This window comes from Vibrio sp. R15-SG3-ISO1B, assembly GCF_059833835.1.
In genome coordinates, this window is the sequence record NZ_JCBDGG010000049.1 from 77936 (window position 1) to 90648 (window position 12713).

General features: G+C 51.3%; 11 protein-coding genes. 7 read left to right on the forward strand and 4 right to left on the reverse strand.

Annotation, left to right across the window (positions count from 1 at the left end):
- Window positions 1–4 precede the first annotated feature (4 nt).
- The 4 genes from acnD (at window position 5) to AC6R0S_RS16040 (ending at window position 6312) form a co-directional block, all read left to right on the forward strand.
- Window positions 5–2596, forward strand: coding sequence for a Fe/S-dependent 2-methylisocitrate dehydratase AcnD (acnD, locus tag AC6R0S_RS16025; RefSeq protein WP_500638347.1), 2592 nt, complete (start codon window positions 5–7; stop codon window positions 2594–2596).
- A gap of 10 nt (window positions 2597–2606) precedes the next feature.
- Window positions 2607–3791 (forward strand): 2-methylaconitate cis-trans isomerase PrpF, encoded by a 1185-nt coding sequence (gene prpF / locus AC6R0S_RS16030; protein ID WP_500638348.1) that lies wholly within the window; start codon window positions 2607–2609, stop codon window positions 3789–3791.
- 40 nt (window positions 3792–3831) lie between these two features.
- A complete protein-coding gene (locus AC6R0S_RS16035; RefSeq protein WP_500638349.1) occupies window positions 3832–5709 on the forward strand; it encodes a propionyl-CoA synthetase in 1878 nt (625 codons plus the stop codon).
- A 129-nt stretch (window positions 5710–5838) separates the two neighbouring features.
- Window positions 5839–6312 carry a GNAT family N-acetyltransferase gene (locus tag AC6R0S_RS16040; protein ID WP_500638350.1) on the forward strand — a complete coding sequence of 158 codons (474 nt, stop codon included), beginning with the start codon at window positions 5839–5841 and terminating at the stop codon, window positions 6310–6312.
- Between the two features lie 70 nt (window positions 6313–6382).
- On the opposite strand, the gene AC6R0S_RS16045 is transcribed toward AC6R0S_RS16040, so the two are convergent.
- The gene (locus AC6R0S_RS16045) at window positions 6383–7198 is read right to left on the reverse strand and encodes a Cof-type HAD-IIB family hydrolase (RefSeq protein WP_500638351.1); all 816 of its coding nucleotides are present in this window, start codon (window positions 7196–7198) and stop codon (window positions 6383–6385) included.
- A 169-nt stretch (window positions 7199–7367) separates the two neighbouring features.
- Between AC6R0S_RS16045 and queE the strand changes: the two genes are divergently transcribed.
- On the forward strand, window positions 7368–8018 hold the full coding sequence (gene queE / locus AC6R0S_RS16050; protein WP_500638352.1) for a 7-carboxy-7-deazaguanine synthase QueE: 651 nt from the start codon (window positions 7368–7370) through the stop codon (window positions 8016–8018).
- An 11-nt stretch (window positions 8019–8029) separates the two neighbouring features.
- A complete protein-coding gene (gene queC / locus AC6R0S_RS16055; RefSeq protein WP_500638353.1) occupies window positions 8030–8716 on the forward strand; it encodes a 7-cyano-7-deazaguanine synthase QueC in 687 nt (228 codons plus the stop codon).
- Window positions 8717–8794: 78 nt separating this feature from the next.
- Here the strand turns inward: queC and AC6R0S_RS16060 are convergent, their stop codons facing one another.
- The 3 genes from AC6R0S_RS16060 to AC6R0S_RS16070 all read right to left on the reverse strand — a co-directional run bounded on the left by AC6R0S_RS16060 (window position 8795) and on the right by AC6R0S_RS16070 (window position 11175).
- Complete coding sequence (locus AC6R0S_RS16060) at window positions 8795–9148, reverse strand: DUF2750 domain-containing protein (protein WP_334550457.1); 354 nt, start codon at window positions 9146–9148, stop codon at window positions 8795–8797.
- Between the two features lie 112 nt (window positions 9149–9260).
- Window positions 9261–9869, reverse strand: coding sequence for an OmpA family protein (locus tag AC6R0S_RS16065; RefSeq protein ID WP_500638354.1), 609 nt, complete (start codon window positions 9867–9869; stop codon window positions 9261–9263).
- A 1-nt stretch (window position 9870) separates the two neighbouring features.
- Entirely contained in the window at window positions 9871–11175 is a 1305-nt protein-coding gene (locus tag AC6R0S_RS16070; RefSeq protein WP_500638355.1) for a TolC family outer membrane protein, read from the reverse strand.
- 416 nt (window positions 11176–11591) lie between these two features.
- On the opposite strand from AC6R0S_RS16070, the gene AC6R0S_RS16075 reads away from it, so the two are divergent.
- Window positions 11592–12713: Ig-like domain-containing protein (locus AC6R0S_RS16075; RefSeq protein ID WP_500638356.1), on the forward strand; the 1122-nt coding region annotated here is incomplete at its 3' end.

Consider the following 12713-nt stretch of genomic DNA (forward strand, 5'->3'; position numbering starts at 1 on the left):
AAAGATGAACAGCGATTCAAAATACAGAAAGTCACTGCCCGGATTCGATGTCGATTATTTCGATGCTCGCGCGGCGGTGAATGCACTGTCGCCCGGTGCTTACGATGGGCTGCCTTACACGTCACGGGTTTTGGCGGAGCAGTTGGTGCGCCGCAGTGAGCCAGAGAGTCTTGATGCAGCGCTGCTGCAATTGATTGAGCGTAAGCGTGACTTGGACTTTCCTTGGTATCCGGCGCGCGTCGTGTGTCACGATATTCTAGGACAAACCGCTTTGGTGGATTTGGCAGGGCTGCGTGATGCGATTGCTCAGCAAGGTGGCGATCCTGCGAAAGTGAACCCAGTGGTCGAAACGCAGCTGATTGTCGACCACTCATTAGCGGTGGAACACGCGGGCTTTGATCCACAGGCGTTTGAGAAAAACCGCGCCATCGAAGAGAGGCGCAATGAAGATCGCTTCCACTTCATTGATTGGTGTAAAACCGCGTTTGAAAACGTCAGCGTGATCCCTGCAGGCAACGGCATTATGCACCAGATCAATTTGGAAAAAATGTCACCAGTGGTTCAAGTCAAGCAAGGCATTGCTTATCCGGATACTTGTGTCGGGACCGACAGCCACACGCCGCACGTTGATGCACTTGGTGTGATTGCCATAGGTGTCGGCGGCCTAGAGGCGGAAACCGTCATGCTAGGACGGCCGTCGATGATGCGTTTGCCCAACATTGTCGGTGTCAAGCTGAGCGGTAAACGCCAAAGTGGCATCACCGCGACGGATATCGTACTGGCGATCACCGAGTTTTTACGCGATCAGCGTGTGGTCTCGGCCTATTTGGAGTTCTTTGGTGAAGGGGCACGCGATTTGACGATTGGCGATCGCGCCACCATTTCCAACATGACGCCGGAATACGGGGCGACGGCAGGGATGTTCTACATCGATGAGCAGACCATTCAGTATCTAAAACTGACCGGCCGCGATGACAAGCAAGTGGCTTTAGTGGAAGCCTACGCGAAACAAACTGGACTTTGGGCGGATGCGCTCAGCGAGGCGCAGTATGAGCGTGTGTTGGAATTTGATCTCTCGAGTGTCACACGAAACCTCGCAGGCCCGTCTAATCCGCATCGCCGCTTACCAACGAGTGAGCTGGCCAATCGCGGTATCGCGCAGCCCCGAGGCACAGATACCGGCGAGCAAGGGCTGCCAGATGGCGCCGTGATTATTGCAGCGATCACCTCTTGTACCAACACCAGCAATCCGAGAAATGTCGTAGCGTCGGGGTTATTGGCGAAAAAAGCCAATCAGCTAGGGCTGGTGCGCAAGCCTTGGGTGAAGTCCTCATTTGCGCCTGGCTCGAAAGTCGCCAAGCTCTATTTGCAAGAAGCGGGACTATTGTCTGAATTGGAGCAGCTTGGCTTTGGCATCGTCGCTTACGCGTGTACCACCTGTAACGGAATGAGCGGCGCGCTCGATCCAATTATTGAGCAAGAGATCATCGAACGCGATCTGTATGCCACCGCGGTGCTGTCAGGCAATCGCAACTTTGACGGTCGTATCCACCCGTATGCCAAACAAGCGTTTCTTGCGTCTCCTCCGCTGGTGGTTGCCTACGCGCTGGCGGGTTCAATCCGCTTTGATATTGAGCGCGATGTGCTCGGCCACAATGCCAACGGTGAACCTATCTATCTGAAAGATCTCTGGCCAAGTGATGAAGAGATCGATCAAGTGGTGGCTCAGCACGTGAAACCTGATCAGTTTAAGCAGGTTTACATTCAAATGTTCAAATTGGATGAGGAACAACAGGCATCCAACCCACTCTATGATTGGCGCCCGATGAGCACTTATATTCGCCGTCCACCCTATTGGGAAGGGGCGTTGGCAGGTGAGCGCACCTTGAAAGGGATGCGTCCTCTGGCGGTATTGGGTGACAACATTACCACCGATCACTTATCGCCCTCCAATGCGATTTTGGCCAGTAGCGCTGCGGGCGAGTATTTAGCCAGTATGGGTGTGCCAGAAGAGGATTTTAACTCCTACGCTACCCACCGTGGTGACCACCTGACGGCGCAACGGGCCACATTCGCGAACCCCAAATTGTTCAACGAGATGGTGAAACAGGGCGGCGATGTGGTGCAAGGCTCACTGGCACGCATTGAACCCGAAGGTAAAGTGGTGCGAATGTGGGAAGCGATTGAAACCTACATGGCGCGCAAACAGCCGCTGATCATTATTGCAGGCGCCGATTACGGCCAAGGTTCTTCTCGAGATTGGGCGGCAAAAGGCGTTCGATTAGCCGGGGTTGAAGCCATTGTTGCGGAAGGTTTTGAGCGTATCCATCGCACCAACCTTGTTGGGATGGGCGTATTGCCGCTGGAATTTAAAACGGGCGTCACGCGCCATACGCTTGAGATAGATGGCTCAGAGACCTATGACGTAGTGGGTGAAATTGCACCTGGTGCCGACTTGGCGCTGATCATTATCCGTGCCAATGGTGAAACGCTTGATGTCGCGGTGACGTGCCGTCTAGATACCGCCGATGAAGTCTCTGTTTATCAAGCGGGCGGCGTTTTGCAGCGCTTTGCTCAAGACTTTTTAGCGCAGTAGGAGGCTGACAATGAACGATGTGATTCGCGTTCCCGCGACCTACATGCGCGGCGGCACCAGTAAAGGGGTCTTTTTCAGGTTGGAAGATTTGCCGGCTCAGGCACAAACCCCCGGTCCTGCGCGTGATGCGCTGTTGATGCGAGTGATTGGCAGCCCTGATCCTTATGGGAAACAGATTGATGGCATGGGCGGAGCGACATCCAGCACCTCCAAAACCGTGATAGTGAGCCCGAGCACGCGTGACGATCACGACGTGGACTATCTGTTTGGTCAGGTGGCGATAGGGCAAGCGTTTGTCGACTGGAGCGGAAACTGCGGCAACCTCTCTGCTGCGGTCGGCCCTTTCGCTATTCACGCGGGTTATCTGCCCGCTGAGCGCCTTCCCCACAATGGCGTTGCCAAGGTACGGGTGTGGCAAGCCAATATCAAAAAAACCATCGTAGTGCATGTGCCGATCGTCGAAGGACAAGTGCAAGAAATGGGTAGTTTTATGCTCGATGGGGTCACGTTTCCTGCCGCAGAAATCCGCGTCGATTTTGTCGACCCCTCGGGCAGTGACAGTTCGCTGTTTCCAACTGGTCAAGTCGCGGAAGTGTTTGACGTGCCCGGAGTAGGGGCGCTAACGGCGACCTTTATCAGTGCGGGGATTCCGACCGTGTTTCTCAATGCGCGCGAATTGGGCTTAACCGGCAGCGAACTTCAGCCGGCGATTAACGGCGATCCTGAATTGCTGAATAAGCTTGAGACCATACGCGCTCACGGCGCGTTGAGGATGGGGCTGATAGACGATCTCTCAGAGGCCGCGACTCGCCAGCACACGCCGAAGCTGGCGTTTGTGGCACCGCCTAATACTTATCATACGTCAAGCGCAAGTGTGGTTGAGGCGGGCGATATTGATCTTTTGGTCAGGGCGATGTCGATGGGACAGTTGCACCACGCCATGATGGGCACCGCAGCGGTGGCTATCGCTGCTGCGGCGTGCGTACCGGGCACGCTGGTCAATCAAGCGGCGGGCGGCGGCGAGCGTGACCAAGTCACCTTTGGTCATCCGTCTGGCACCTTAACCGTCGGCGCGAAAGTCGATGCGCAAGGTGGGCAATGGTGCGCTCGGCAAGTCAGTATGGGTCGCAGCGCAAGAATTTTGATGGAGGGCGTTGTGCGTGTTCCCTCCGATGTCTTTCACTCTGTTCGATAACCAGAGTGCCAATAGCTAAAGACAGTCTGGAGGAAGCAGCATGTCTGAGTATCAAAAGCAGTATCAATGGGCAAAAGAATCGCCAGAGCAGTTCTGGCAAGCACAAGCCGAAGCGATTGATTGGTTTGAAAAACCAAACACGATATTAGCGGAGGATGACAACGGGATTGAACGCTGGTTTCCTGATGGTGTGATGAACACCTGCTGGCTCGCGCTCGATTACCATTGTGAGCAGGGACGCGGCGCTAAGACGGCGCTGATTTATGACTCCCCCGTGACAGGAACCAAAAAGCGCTACACCTATCAAGGCATGCGTGATCAAGTTGCTAAAATTGCAGGAATGCTCAGCGCGCAAGGCGTCTCCAAAGGCGATCGCGTTGTCATCTACATGCCGATGATCCCAGAGGCGGCGATGGCGATGCTGGCGTGTGCTCGGCTGGGTGCGATTCACTCTGTGGTGTTTGGCGGATTTGCACCTAACGAGCTCGCGGTGCGCATCGAAGATGCGGAGCCGAAGGTGGTGATGACGGCTTCCTGCGGCATTGAAATCAATAAAGTGATTGAGTACAAGCCGATGGTCGACAAGGCGATCATGGATAGCCGCTGGAAACCGGAAGCGGTGTTTGTGTTGCAGCGTGACCAGTGTCAAGCGCCCCTCACACACGAGCGAGATGTTGATTGGCACCAGGCGTTTGAGGCGGCGCTGCCTCATGCCTGTGTGCCTGTATTGGCAACCGATCCGCTCTATATCTTGTACACATCCGGCACGACCGGAAAACCCAAAGGCGTGGTGCGCGATAATGGCGGCCATGCGGTAGCGATGAAGTATTCAATGAGCGCCATCTACAACGTGCCGCAAGAAGGTGTGTACTGGGCGGCGTCGGATGTTGGCTGGGTAGTCGGTCACTCTTATATTGTCTACGCGCCGCTGATTCATGGTTGCACCACCATTTTGTTTGAGGGCAAGCCGGTAAGAACGCCCGATCCCGGTGCTTTCTGGCGCGTGTGTGAAGAGTATCAAGTGGATGTGCTGTTTTCTGCGCCGACGGCGTTTCGCGCTATCAAGAAAGAGGCTCCGCAAGGGGAGTGGGTACGTCAGTACGATTTGTCCAAACTGAAGACGATTTTTATGGCTGGCGAGCGGCTTGACCCGCCCACACTAGAGTGGGTTGAACAGCAAACGGGCAAGCCTGTGATCGATCACTGGTGGCAAACCGAAACGGGCTGGGCGATTGCAGGTAATCCGATTGGGATTGAAGCGATGCCCGTTAAAGCCGGTTCGGCAACCAAGCCAATCCCGGGCTATCAAGTCGACATCTTGGATGAGCTAGGGGAGATCGCAGCGCCTGGTCAGCAAGGCTTTGTGGCCCTTAAACGGCCTCTGCCGCCAAGCTGTCTACCGACGGTGTGGCGCAATCATGACCGATTTGAGTCCGGCTATTTGAGTCAATTTCCCGGTTACTACGTTTCAGGGGACGGCGGGTATCTTGATGAGGAGGGCTACTTGTTCATCATGGGCCGGATTGACGATGTAATTAACGTGGCGGGTCATCGCCTTTCCACGGGAGAGATGGAAGAGATTGTCGGTGCGCATCCCGCGATTGCAGAGTGCGCGGTGGTCGGAATTCATGATGATTTGAAGGGGCAACTGCCCCTCGGTTTTGTGGTGCTAAAAGATGGCGTGAAGATTGATTCATTAGAGCTCGAAGGTGAACTGATTGGCAAAGTGCGTGATGAGATTGGCGCGGTGGCGTGCTTTAAACACGCGCTGGTCGTGGAGCGCCTACCCAAGACGCGCTCTGGTAAAATCTTGCGCCGCACCATTCGTCAAATCGCCGATGGTGAAAAGTATACAGTCCCATCGACCATTGATGATCCAACCAGCCTAGATGAAATCATGAAAGCGCTGAACTCTTAACCCGTCATTCTGCGCGCCATTCTCTCGTTATTGGGGCGGCGCGCAGGTTATTGTCAATAATCCTTTGCAACGCTTGCAATCGCACAGTTTGCGACCCAAACTAACGCTTTACCGTAAAACCGCCTCAGCATGAAGATTCGCAGCGCCATCGCGCAAGACCTCGATACCCTCAACGAATTGATGTTTCAGCTCCATGATGAGCATCACCAACAGTCGCCGGACTATTTCAAATCTGCCGAAGAGATAGAGCAAGAGAAGAGTATTGCGCGTTATCTCGATAACCCTGAATGCTTGGTTTTGGTCGCATTGGATGCGTCAAGCCAACAGATTGTCGGCTTTGTGTCTGGTCATTTTTGTGAACTGATTTCTACCGTCAGCCAACCTTTGCAAATGGGATCACTGGATGAGTTGTACGTGTTGCCCACCTATCGCCAACAAGGTGTGGCGCAACAGTTGTGTGATGAGATGGCGTATCGATTTGAGCAATACGGTGTCGAAGAGATGTTTGTTGAAGTGTGGCAGTTCAACCAAAGGGCCTTAGCACTCTATGACCGATTGGGGTTTGAGCCTCATATCCATTGGTTGAAGAAGACGCTGAAATAACCGTGGTAGCCATATGACAATAATCAATGAGGCCGTTGCACGGTCTCATTGATTGAATTGCGCTTACCGCTTACTTATCGGCGTTGAGCACAAACTGCTCAATCACCAAGGCAACGCCATCGTCGTTATTACTTGCGGTGATGTGATTGGCGATGGCTTTGGTGCCTTCCATCGCGTTTTCCATCGCTACGCCTAATCCAGCGTATTCGAGCATGTGATGATCATTTTCCGCATCGCCCATACAGATAACGGCGTCTGCCTCAATACCGAGGTGCTGGGCAATCGCGCCCACGCCGACGCCTTTGTTGCTCTGCTGGCTCAAAAATTCCAGGAAGAAGGGGGCACTTTGCACTATGGTGAAGTCGCCGTGAAAATCAGCGGGAATATTACTGATAGCTTGGGTGAGCTTCTCTGGCGCACCCACGATCATCGCTTTGATGATTTCATGGTCGTCATGCAACTCGTCAAAATCCATCAAGGTGACGGGAATTTTGTTGATGGTGGATTCAATACCAGTGAACTCATTCATCTCTGGCGTGATAAGGCCCAGCTCACTGCTGAATGCGTGACAATATAGGTCAAGCTGCTTTGCCAGCGCAGCAACACGTTTTGCACTCGCACCATCAATGATCGCTTGGTGAATGACCGTATCACTGCCGAGCTCTTTCACCATAGAGCCGTTAAAGTAGACAACAAACTCGCCGTCAGCATAGAGGCCAAGTTCTTCAATCGCACCACGCATACCATCAATTGGGCGGCCAGAGGCAAGCACGATCTTAACGCCTTGTTCACGAGCCTTGGCAATGGCTTGTTTGGTGCGAGGGCTTATAGTTTTATCACTGGTGAGCAGGGTGCCATCCATATCCAGTGCGATCAATTTGTACATAACGGGCATCTTAAATTTGCAACAACAAAGTCTCGCAGAATAATCCTTCATCGCTTAATGATCAATTTATGATTTAGTTGACCTACACGCCGAGCTCCTTTAAGGTCTCGCCCTTGCAAAATGATTAGATGACAAATTGGGCTGATTAACTTTGTACAAAGTGAATGAAATGTTTGAAACCATCCAGGGTGAAGGGGTCTTTACAGGGGTTCCTTCGGTGTTTGTGCGCCTGCAAGAGTGTCCTGTCGGCTGCGCGTGGTGTGACACCAAACAGACCTGGGATGCGACGCCACAAGATGAAACCTCGTTTAAGCAGATCATGGTCAAGCAAGGTGATTCACCCACTTGGTGCCGCGCAGACGCGAGTGCCATCGTTGAACAATATGTCGCTCAAGGTTATCAAGCCAAACATGTCGTGATCACGGGTGGCGAACCTTGTCTTTATGACTTAACGCCTTTGACCCAAGCGTTTGAAGCGATCGGTTGTCAGTGCCAAATTGAGACGAGCGGCACTTATGAGGTGCTTGCGACAGAATTAACATGGGTGACAGTGTCACCAAAAATCGCCATGAAAGGTAAACTTCCGGTGCTGGATAGCGCGCTACTTCGCGCCAACGAAATTAAGCATCCGGTTGGTACACAAAAAGACATCGATCAGCTGGATGCTTTGCTAAGCCGTGCGAAGGTGCCGAGTCGCACCACCATTGCTTTGCAACCGATCAGTCAAAAGCCGCGTGCGACACAACTCTGTATTGATACTTGCATCTCGCGCAACTGGCGGTTATCTATTCAGACGCACAAGTATTTGAGTATTGCTTAAAGGAATTGAAGATGAAGAAAGCGGTCGTCGTATTTAGTGGTGGACAAGACTCCACTACCTGTTTGGTTCAAGCACTGCAAGAGTACGATGAAGTGCACGCGATAACCTTTGATTATGGCCAGCGCCACAAACTTGAAATTGAGGTGGCACAAAGCCTAGCGAAAGAGCTTGGTGTCGCAGCGCACAAAGTCATGGATGTGGGTCTTCTCAATGAGTTAGCGATTAGCTCACTAACGCGCGATGACATTCCTGTTTCTCATGAACTGCAAGAGAACGGTTTGCCGAACTCCTTTGTGCCTGGACGCAACATCTTGTTTCTCACCCTTGCGGGCATCTACGCCTATCAGATTGGCGCCGAGGCGGTCATCACCGGCGTCTGTGAAACTGACTTTTCAGGTTATCCAGATTGCCGAGATGAGTTTGTTAAAGCAATGAACAGCGCCTTGGTGAAAGGGATGGACCGACCACTGGAGATTCTGACCCCACTGATGTGGCTCAATAAAGCGCAAACGTGGGCACTGGCGGATCAATATCAAGCACTCTCTCTTATCAAAGAGAAAACCCTGACGTGTTACAACGGTATCATCGGGGATGGCTGCGGTGCCTGTCCTTCGTGTGATTTGCGCAGAGCGGGCCTTGACGCGTATCTCGACAACAAAGAGGTGGTTATGGCAGAGCTTGCAGAGAAGCAGCGCTAACCGATATTTGTGGAATACAAAACGCCCTGCAAGTGCAGGGCGTTAATGTTTTTACAGGATCACCTGATGTCAAAGCGCTTACGCGAGGTAAAGCTTAGCGAGATCAGAAGGCTCAACTTCCTTGCCTTCCAATTGTGCGTTCCAGTTGGTGCCGACGAGGACGCCGTCTTCTGCGAGCGTCAATAACCAATCTTCAACAAAGATATCCAGAGGGATCTCTAGGACTTCAAAGTCTGCCCACTCTTCAACGTTATGCGCTTGAGCATCCTCTTTTGAGGACCAAAACGGCATCACTTCGCTGTTCTCAAATTCTGAAGAGTCGCAAGATAGCCAACCTTCTTCGTTACGCATGCCCCAAACCAGTTTGCTCTGTTGCGTTTCTGCGACGAATAGTTCCAAGTTAGCTTGGATATCTGATGTTAATTTGCTCATTGTAAAGCTCTCTTAAAGTAGTTCGGCTGTAGGGTAGCACTCTGGACCAAGAAGCGAAACTCCTGTGCGAGGTTTCTGCTATCAAGTTGTTCCAAAACCTACGCACAAGGCGTTATTTCGGAATCGTGGTAAAGATTGTCCACTCTTCTTTGACGTGACCGTTATGCCCGACCACACTGGCAACGACTTTTCTGTTCATGGCATGTGAGACTTCATCATCACCCGTGTCAGAGACGTTGTCACCATAACCCACGACGCGAATTCGGCTCGGTGTTACCCCATAGCCAACCAACGCTTGACGTACCTCTTCTGCACGTTGCTTCGACAGCGCGAGGTTGTGTTCAGAGTTGCCCGTTTTACTGGCAAATCCTTGCAACTCAATCGAGGTTTCAGGGTATTGGTCAAGAAACGCCGCCATCGATTCAATTTGTGGGTAAAACGGTGTCGCGATTTCAGTAGAGTTGTTGTCGAACAAAATATGCAAACTTAACGCCTGCGAGGTTTTGACGAAGGTACCACAGCCATCATTATCGATGTCCGCTTTTTCGGGCGTACCCGAGCAGAGATCGCGCGCATTGACCACGCCGTCGTTGTCATCGTCTTCGAGATCGGCGATTTGGATGGGTTTTGGGGTTTGAATATAGTCAAATTCATCATCAGATAATACCGACGTTGAAAGTGTGGCGCACGATAGGATAAGGGCAAAAATTGAAGCTTTCATATTAGTATTCTACAGCTTGGTTCCAAGGCTCTGGGGTGTTGACTCTAAGGGCGGATAGCAAGTTGCCAGTGGCGTTCATCACTCGATATTTGGCGTACTGCTCATCGTATTTGGCATCGAGATAGTCTTTGCGGGCTTCAAACAGCTCATTCTCCGTGTTGAGCAAGTCGAGGAGCGTACGTTTGCCCAGTCGATATTGTTTGTTGTACGCAATAACCGTCTGTGAGGCGGAGTCAACATGATCAGCCAGAAACTCTTTTTGCTGTAAGGTAAGGTCTAGCGCGCTCCATGAAAGACGTAAACTCTCCTCAACTGAGCGGAATGTGCGGTCACGGAAATCTTTGGCTTTATTTAGCTGATACGCTGCGCTTTCAGTGCGATCTGCATCCGATCCGCCATTGTATAGGTTATAACGCATACGCAGCATGGCGGAGAACTCCTCCGCTGACCCTTCGTAGCCGCCAGCGTCGTCGCGCCACGTCTGATTGGCTTCAATGGACAGCGTAGGGAAGTTGACGCCTTTGGTCTGCTCATATTGAAAGCGTGCTGAATCGACATCCGCTTGCGCGACTTTGATTACGGGATGAGTCTCGTAAGCTTTGTTGAGCGCTTCGTCTAACGTATAAGGAATAGCCATCTTATCGGCACGAGGAAAAATCAAACCTTGAGGTGATTGACCTACCACGCGCTGAAATTGAGTGTGGGTATCGAATAAATTGTTCTGAGCGGCCAGCAAGTTTCCGTGCGCTTTCGCTATACGAGCTTCAACTTGGGTTAAATCGGCTGTCGAACCGATACCGGACTCGACGCGCCTTTTAATATCACGGTAAATCTCTTTATGAATGGCGAGGTTGCTCTCGGAAAGTTGCAGAACTTCGAACGCCTTGACCGCGTCTAAATAGATGTCCGCAACTTCAAGCGCCATGTCTTGCGCTTCTGCCAACAATTGAAAACGCACTGACTCTGCGTCTGCCGCCGTGCGGTCCATATCGTTCAGGGTTGATGAACCATCCCACAATAACTGGGTAAGAGACAGAGTCGCTTCTTTACGGTTGAGGTCATTTTCAACCCCAGTTGCGAGATCAACGGCTTCGTAGCCAATGCCTGCATCGAGATCGATTGACGGCAAATGGGCCCCAGACGCGGCTTCGGCGTCGTAGACTTTGCTCATGAATTCGTGAAACGATGCTTTGATGTCAGGATTGGTCGTTAAGGTATAAGCGACCGCTTGTTCGAGTGTTTGACTTTGAGCTGGACAGCTAAGAGCTACCAAGCAGCCCACCACTTTCAACGTGTTCCAATTCAACTTTCATTCTCCATGAGATACAACGAGCGGGCATGATAGCGAATACCCATGTCTCATAAATGAGATTAAAACATTTATGGCGTCAATGAGCTAGCACTTTACGGTGATTGTGACTAACGTAGGCTAACATTTATATAACCTTTAAAGTTGCAACAGCATTCGGAGCCAGGACCTAGTCAATTTTGTTAATTTATCGATACGACGTTTCAGTTTAAGTGCGATAAAAAATGAGATCTTGGTACATACGTATAGAAGTTGTGACCTGCCGCTTGTATCTAAAATGTTGCAAAGTGACAGGGTTAGAAATCGGTTTGTTGAATTAACCCGTAGTGTTAATTTATAGCTGTGATTAATAAGTCTTTGCTTACCATCATCACAATAAAGCAGAGATCATTAGAAAGGATTAGAGGCGCGTTATGAGTTTTGTCACGCATGCATTGATCGGTAACCTAGCCGGTGGTCAAATCATTGTTATTGATAAAAATGGCAATGTAAGAGTCGTCAACGAAGGAGAGCAACTTCTTCCCGGCGAAGTCGTCATTTCCGGCGATGCCAGCCTCGTTGAATCCGCACCAAATCCAGAAGTCAGCGTAAACCTGGTTCAAGACAGTGGTGACCTCACGGACATCACAGGTGAAATCGATGCCATTTTCGCTGCATTAGAAGAAGGCGTAGACCCAACTCAATTAGGCGATGAGTTCGCCACCGCCGCCGGTGGAACCTCCGGCTCATCGCTAACCCCAACGGGAACGATTGAGCGTGATGGGGTAGAGTCTATTGCAAGCACAAACTTTGTGACGACGGGCTTCCAAAGTGCCGGTCTGTCTGAAACACAAAGCCTCGCCTTTCAAAGCGTTTTAACATCTCCAATCTCAGCTGCTGATTCTGACACCACGGCCCCAAGCGCTCCACAAATTACACTCGACGTTGACAGCGGTATTTCCTCTACAGATTTTTTGACCAATGACGGCTCATACACGGTATCCGGAATCGAAGTCGGAGCTACCGTTGAATATTTGGTGAATGGAGAATGGACAACAACCACACCAACCGCGACCGAAGGTGAGAATACTATCACTGTTCGTCAGACCGATGCTGCAGGTAACACGTCCGAAAGTAGTACGTTGAGTTTCACTTTGGATACGGTTGCAACACCGGGCACCGTGACGGTTGATAACATAACCCAAGATGATGTCATTAATGCTGAAGAAAGTGGACAAAGTGTTGTTGTAAGTGGAACGGCAACAGGTGGCGACATCAGTGAGGGTGATGTCGTTTCCATGATAATTAATGATACTGAGTACAGTACGGTCGTAACCTCTGATGGCAGTTGGTCAGTAGCTGTTGCTGGTTCTGATTTAGCGTTAGATTCTGAGTTTGAGGTGATTGTAGACTCATCTGATGTAGCGGGGAACGCAGTAGAAAGCGTTGGTATTTCAGCTCATAGGGTTGACACCGACTACGGCCAGGCGGGTGAAGACGGCGCCCCAACGGTCGCGATCACCGATGAGAATGGTGAAGAGGTCATCAACGCCACA

Bases quoted from the DNA above. Each gene is read 5' to 3' on its own strand.
- AC6R0S_RS16060 (WP_334550457.1), bottom strand. From the start codon at position 9,148: ATGAGCAAATTAACATCAGATATCCAAGCTAACTTGGAACTATTCGTC.
- queE (WP_500638352.1), top strand. From the start codon at position 7,368: ATGTTTGAAACCATCCAGGGTGAAGGGGTCTTTACAGGGGTTCCTTCG.
- AC6R0S_RS16035 (WP_500638349.1), top strand. From the start codon at position 3,832: ATGTCTGAGTATCAAAAGCAGTATCAATGGGCAAAAGAATCGCCAGAG.
- prpF (WP_500638348.1), top strand. From the start codon at position 2,607: ATGAACGATGTGATTCGCGTTCCCGCGACCTACATGCGCGGCGGCACC.
- queC (WP_500638353.1), top strand. From the start codon at position 8,030: ATGAAGAAAGCGGTCGTCGTATTTAGTGGTGGACAAGACTCCACTACC.
- AC6R0S_RS16045 (WP_500638351.1), bottom strand. From the start codon at position 7,198: ATGTACAAATTGATCGCACTGGATATGGATGGCACCCTGCTCACCAGT.
- acnD (WP_500638347.1), top strand. From the start codon at position 5: ATGAACAGCGATTCAAAATACAGAAAGTCACTGCCCGGATTCGATGTC.
- AC6R0S_RS16040 (WP_500638350.1), top strand. From the start codon at position 5,839: ATGAAGATTCGCAGCGCCATCGCGCAAGACCTCGATACCCTCAACGAA.
- AC6R0S_RS16065 (WP_500638354.1), bottom strand. From the start codon at position 9,869: ATGAAAGCTTCAATTTTTGCCCTTATCCTATCGTGCGCCACACTTTCA.